This is a genomic window from Mesorhizobium sp. M7A.F.Ca.ET.027.02.1.1, from assembly GCF_004022985.1.
Lineage (GTDB): Bacteria > Pseudomonadota > Alphaproteobacteria > Rhizobiales > Rhizobiaceae > Mesorhizobium.
The window spans coordinates 1-4,764 of the sequence record NZ_RZOL01000440.1; the positions used below are offsets into that span (position 1 = coordinate 1).

Below are 4,764 nucleotides of genomic sequence, written 5' to 3' on the forward strand. Positions count from 1 at the left end.
ATTCAGGCGGCCAAGCGGGTCTAGGTCCGGATCGTCGATTATGTCTTGCACCCCAGCCAGTGCCTGTCTTGCAAAGCGATCGGCCAATGCTTCCAGAAGAGCCTCCTTGGAGGGGAAGTAGTGATAGAAGGCGCCCTTCGAGACGCCGGCGGACGCAATCAGTCGTTGAGGCTCGCTTTGTCATAGCCCTGCGTCAGGAAAAGGGTCTGGGCATGGTCCAGAAGCTCTTCTCGCCTGAACTCTGGATGCTTGATGACACGGGGCATGATGAACCTTCTGCACAGTTCGCTTGAATTACAGACCGCTGGTCGGTATGGTAGACCGATGGTCTGAAATTGCCAGTGCAAGTGAGCGGATATCATGAAAGGTCGATCATGATCGCGAAATTGGTCCCCAAACATTCGTCTGGTTTGGCGCCATGGGCGCCTTGCTCTTCCTGTCGGCCGGCACACTGCACTGGCCGGGGGCCTGGGTCTATCTGGTGGGGATGGTGGGGCTCAGTCTCACCTTGGGCGTGGCGCTGGCAAGGCGCGATCCCGGCCTGATGAATGAGCGGCTGAGTTCTCCCATCCAGAAGAATCAGGACACGGCCGACAAGGTCCTGCTGTCCATACTACTGTTCGCCATCTTTGGTTCGCAGATATTCATGGGGTTCGACGTCCGTTTCGGCTGGTCCGTGGTTCCCGTCTGGGTGCAGGTGGTCGGCGCGCTCGTCCTGCTGCTCGGAATCTGGATCTGCTATCTGACGATGCTGGAGAACAGTTTCGCGGCGCCCGTGGTGAAGATCCAGGATGAACGCGGACAACGTGTGATCTCCACGGGGCCTTACAGCTACGTCCGCCATCCGATGTACGCTGGCGCCATCCTTTTCTTCGCCGGCACTGCACTTCTGCTTGGTTCCTGGTGGGGGCTGGCGTCGGTACTCGTGATCGTCGTTCTCCTGGCCATCCGCACGTTCATTGAAGAGAAGACGCTTCGCACCGGCCTGCGCGGCTATGACGACTATGTGGCCCGGGTCCGTTACCGCCTGATCCCATTGGTTTGGTAGCAGGCGCTCAGGCGGAAACACCTGCCGCCTTTGCCCGCGCCAGAAGCCGCTCGGCTAGCCGCAGATGCGGTCGATCGAACATCTTGCCGTCAATGCCGACAACGCCGGGACTTCCCGCTGCCGCGAACGCGGCGACGATTGCTGCCGATTGTCTCACGGCCTCGGCCGACGGCGTGAAGGCGGCGTTGATGACCGGCACCTGATCGGGGTGGATCGCCATCTTGCCGGTGAAGCCATCGCGCTCGGCCTCGGTGCATTCCGCTTCGAAGGCCGCCATGTCGCGAAAATTCGGGAAGACGGTGTCGATCGCCTCGACCTCCGCCGCACCGGCGGCAAGTATGGTCATGGTGCGAGCGTGTCGGAACACGTCCGTGTAGCGGCCATGCTCGTCGCGGGCGCTGCGCGCGCCGATCGCCGCCGACAGGTCTTCAGCGCCCCAGGTGAGGCCGGCAAGCCGCGCACTTGTCCCGGTATAGGTCGCCGCCGCCAGCACGCCTGCCGGCGTTTCGGTGATGATCGGCAGGATCTTGATTGCGCCGTCGGCCAGATCATTTTCGGCCTCGCGCACCCTGAGCTTTGCCGACATATGCTGTACATCCTGGCCGCTGTTCGACTTGGGCAGCATGATGCCGTCGGGTCGTGCCGGCACCAACGCCACCAGATCGTCATCCGTCAGGCCGGTCGTGAGGTCGTTGACCCTGACATAGATGGCTGAACTGGTTTGCGCCCTGCGTTCCAGGATGAAGCGCGCCGCCACCTCGCGCGCCAGCGCCTTGTTGTGCGGCGCCACGGAATCTTCGAGGTCGACGATGATCACGTCGGCGCCGGCACCAAAACTTTTTTCCAGTTTCCTCTGGGAATCGCCAGGGACGAACAGCAGCGAACGCATGCGTCAGATCGCCTTCTTCAGCATCATCGCTTGCCTGGTGCATTTGGCGACGAGATCGCCATGCTGGTTGTAGGCGCGATGCTCGAATTCGACGATGCCGCGATCGGGTTTCGACCTGGATTCGCGCACCGAGATGACTGTCGTCTCGACCCGGATGGTGTCGCCATGGAAGACCGGATGCGGAAACACGGTCTCCTTCATGCCGAGATTGGCGACCGTAGTGCCGACTGTGATGTCATTGACCGAAATGCCGATCATCAAGCCGAGCGTGAACAGCGAGTTGACCAGCGGCTTACCCCATTCGCTCTTGGCGGCGAAATCGAAGTCGATATGCAGCGGCTGCGGGTTCAGCGTCATTACCGAAAACAGCATGTTGTCGCTTTCGGTAACGGTCTTGCGCAGCGTGTGCTGGAAGACATGGCCGACAACGAACTCTTCGAGATAAAGCCCGGCCATTTCTTTCTCCTCAGGTGCTTGACGGTGATAGGCGCTGCAAATCAGCCTCGCAAGCCAGTTAATGAACATGGTGAACGGTTCGTAAACCAATTCTGCCTACGGTCGTCAGTGGGGTCAGAAGCTTCTGACAAGGGGCGTAAGCAGGCGGGCATGGTTGTTGTTTCGCATTTCCTGAAATGGATCTACACCGCCAGGGTGTCGGAGCGTGCAGCGGCGGCGAGCGCTCTGGCCCGGGCCTATATCAATTCCGAATTGCCTTTCGAGGACCGTTGCGCCGCCGAGGCGGCGCTGACGCTATTGCTCGACGATGCCTCGTCGAAGGTGCGGCTGGCGATGGCCGAGGCGCTGTCGATGAGCCACCAAGCGCCAATGCAGATCATCAGCGTGCTGGCCTCCGACCAGCCGGAAGTCGCCGGCGTGGTGCTGGCGCGCTCGCCGCTGCTCACCGACGCCGACCTGATCAACCGCGTGGCCTCAAGTCCGAAGGCGACACAGAAATTGATCGCCGACCGGCCACTCGTCTCGATGGCGCTGTCGGCGGCCATCGCCGAGATCGGCGAGGCGGACGCCTGCGCGGTGCTGCTCGCCAACAGCGGCGCCGACATCGCCTCGCTCAGCTTCCGCCGCATGGCCGAACGGCATGGGCACCTGCCGCTGGTGCGCGAGGCGCTGATATCGGATATCAGGCTGCCGGCCGACTGTCGGCATATGCTGCTCGTCAAGCTCGGCGAAATGTTGAAAACGTCGCCACTGGTGATGGCGATGATGGGCGCGGCGCGAGCCGACCGCGTCATGCGCGACGCCTGCGTCAAGGCTTCGGTGACGCTGATAGAAGGCACGCGCCAGGAAGAACATGCGGCCCTGATCGAGCATCTCAGGCTGCGCGGCGACCTTACCGCGAGCTTTCTGATCCGCACCATCGCGCATGGCAAGGTCGATTTCTTCGGCTCGGCGCTGGTCGCGCTCAGCCAGCAGTCCGAACAAAGGGTAAGGGCGCTGCTTGCCGGCGGGCATGATGTCGCCTTGCAGGCGCTGTTCCGCAGCGCAGGACTTGCCGCAGTCACCCATGCCATCATCCTGCGTGCGCTGAAGATCTGGCGCGAGGTTGCCAACGGCAAGCGCGTCGCCGGTGTGCAAGAGGTCAGCTGGCTGATGCTCAAGGAGGAGGGCGGGCAGTCCGCGGAAGGCGATCTTGCCACGCTGGTCAAGTCGATCCATCTCGACGCGCTGCGCGAGAACGCACGCGGCCACGCACTGGCGATAGCGGCGGCTTAGCCTTTATCCCTCGCGAAAAAGTCCGGGAAATCCTCCATCGCCGCGGCAATGATGCGCAGCGATGCTGCGATTTGTAGCAATTCGCCGGTGCCGTTTCGCTCGGCGATGTTCGCTGCGTACTGCCGGGCGACGGCGACGGTCGAGGTCTGTGGATCGCCGGGCGCGCGGAAAAGCAGTTCGCGCGCCAGTCCCCTCAGGAAGTTGGCGATCGAAAGCGCGGTCTCGGATGGAATGGCATGGCTTTGGCTTGCATCGCGCAGCCGAAGGACCTCCAGGCCGACGGTGACGGCGGCGACTCCGCCGCCCAGAACCGCATCGCCCTTCTGACCGGCATTCTGCACCAGCGGCATCAGCTGGTTGATGCGGTCGTAGGCGAGGCTCTCGAAGGCCGACCGCCTCGGCACCCGCTCATGCAGGCAAAGCCGCGCCAGATCCTCGCGCATGGCGCGCACGATGCGGTTGGCCGCGAGCCACGGATCGGCTGGCAGCACGACGATGAAGACACCGATCGCCAGCAGGATGCCGACCAGGATCGACGCCGACCCGGCGAAGAAGGGTACGGGATCGTAGGTCATCGCCTGGTGCGGGCTCAGGAAGGCGAGGAAGTTGATGGCGAAGGCCGTCGCCACGCCGACATAGCGTGGATTGGCCATGGCCAGCGCCGTCGGTACAAGGATGGGCACGACAAACAGCATGAACCAGCCGAAGCCCGGCAAAGCGGGCAGCGCGATCTGGCCGACGAGAAAGGCAAAGGGCAAAGCGAGCAGCGTTCCCTTGAAGAAACCCCAGGCGACCTGCACAGGGTCGGGGCGAGCAGCAAACAGGCTCGATACGACAGCAACGAGGATGACCGTACCGGCCGCTTCCGACCATTTCGTCGTCAACCAGAAGGCCGCGACCAGCAGCGTGGCAAGGGCAGCGCGCACGGCGTTGCGCGACGCGCCGGCGTAATCGCGATGCACCACCAGCGCAGGCTGCCTGCTGCCCCTGGCCGACCGCGTGGCAGGCGCGCGCAAGGCGTCGAGGCCGCGCAGCACCTGCTTGAGCGCATCGGCGAAATCGGCGGCGATGGTCAGGCGGGTGATAGTGCCGACCC

Annotated in this window: 6 protein-coding genes; 2 read left to right on the top strand and 4 right to left on the bottom strand. The window is 63.1% G+C overall.

What is annotated here, in order from left to right; genetic code table 11:
• Positions 1 to 162, bottom strand: a 162-nt coding sequence (locus EN749_RS39670; protein WP_348629392.1) for a helix-turn-helix domain-containing protein, incomplete at its 3' end; no start/stop codon positions are given.
• Positions 163 to 418: 256 nt separating this feature from the next.
• On the opposite strand from EN749_RS39670, the gene EN749_RS30700 reads away from it, so the two are divergent.
• Positions 419 to 1,048: an isoprenylcysteine carboxylmethyltransferase family protein gene (locus EN749_RS30700; RefSeq protein ID WP_128364563.1), complete on the top strand. Its 630-nt coding sequence runs from the start codon at positions 419 to 421 to the stop codon at positions 1,046 to 1,048.
• Between the two features lie 7 nt (positions 1,049 to 1,055).
• Here the strand turns inward: EN749_RS30700 and EN749_RS30705 are convergent, their stop codons facing one another.
• A complete protein-coding gene (locus EN749_RS30705) occupies positions 1,056 to 1,937 on the bottom strand; it encodes a CoA ester lyase (protein WP_128290192.1) in 882 nt (293 codons plus the stop codon).
• 3 nt (positions 1,938 to 1,940) lie between these two features.
• Entirely contained in the window at positions 1,941 to 2,393 is a 453-nt protein-coding gene (locus EN749_RS30710) for a MaoC family dehydratase (RefSeq protein ID WP_023810497.1), read from the bottom strand.
• A gap of 150 nt (positions 2,394 to 2,543) precedes the next feature.
• Here EN749_RS30710 and EN749_RS30715 point away from each other — a divergent pair, with 150 nt between their 5' ends.
• Positions 2,544 to 3,668 carry a DUF2336 domain-containing protein gene (locus EN749_RS30715; protein ID WP_127395787.1) on the top strand — a complete coding sequence of 375 codons (1,125 nt, stop codon included), beginning with the start codon at positions 2,544 to 2,546 and terminating at the stop codon, positions 3,666 to 3,668.
• Here EN749_RS30715 and EN749_RS30720 read toward each other — a convergent pair.
• Positions 3,665 to 4,764: FUSC family protein (locus EN749_RS30720; protein ID WP_145991065.1), on the bottom strand; the 1,100-nt coding region annotated here is incomplete at its 5' end. The two genes, EN749_RS30715 and EN749_RS30720, sit on opposite strands and share 4 nt — an antisense overlap.

Excerpts from the sequence above, each read along its gene's own strand:
- EN749_RS30715 (WP_127395787.1), top strand. The coding sequence starts at position 2,544 with ATGGTTGTTGTTTCGCATTTCCTGAAATGGATCTACACCGCCAGGGTG.
- EN749_RS30705 (WP_128290192.1), bottom strand. The coding sequence starts at position 1,937 with ATGCGTTCGCTGCTGTTCGTCCCTGGCGATTCCCAGAGGAAACTGGAA.
- EN749_RS30700 (WP_128364563.1), top strand. The coding sequence starts at position 419 with ATGGGCGCCTTGCTCTTCCTGTCGGCCGGCACACTGCACTGGCCGGGG.
- EN749_RS30710 (WP_023810497.1), bottom strand. The coding sequence starts at position 2,393 with ATGGCCGGGCTTTATCTCGAAGAGTTCGTTGTCGGCCATGTCTTCCAG.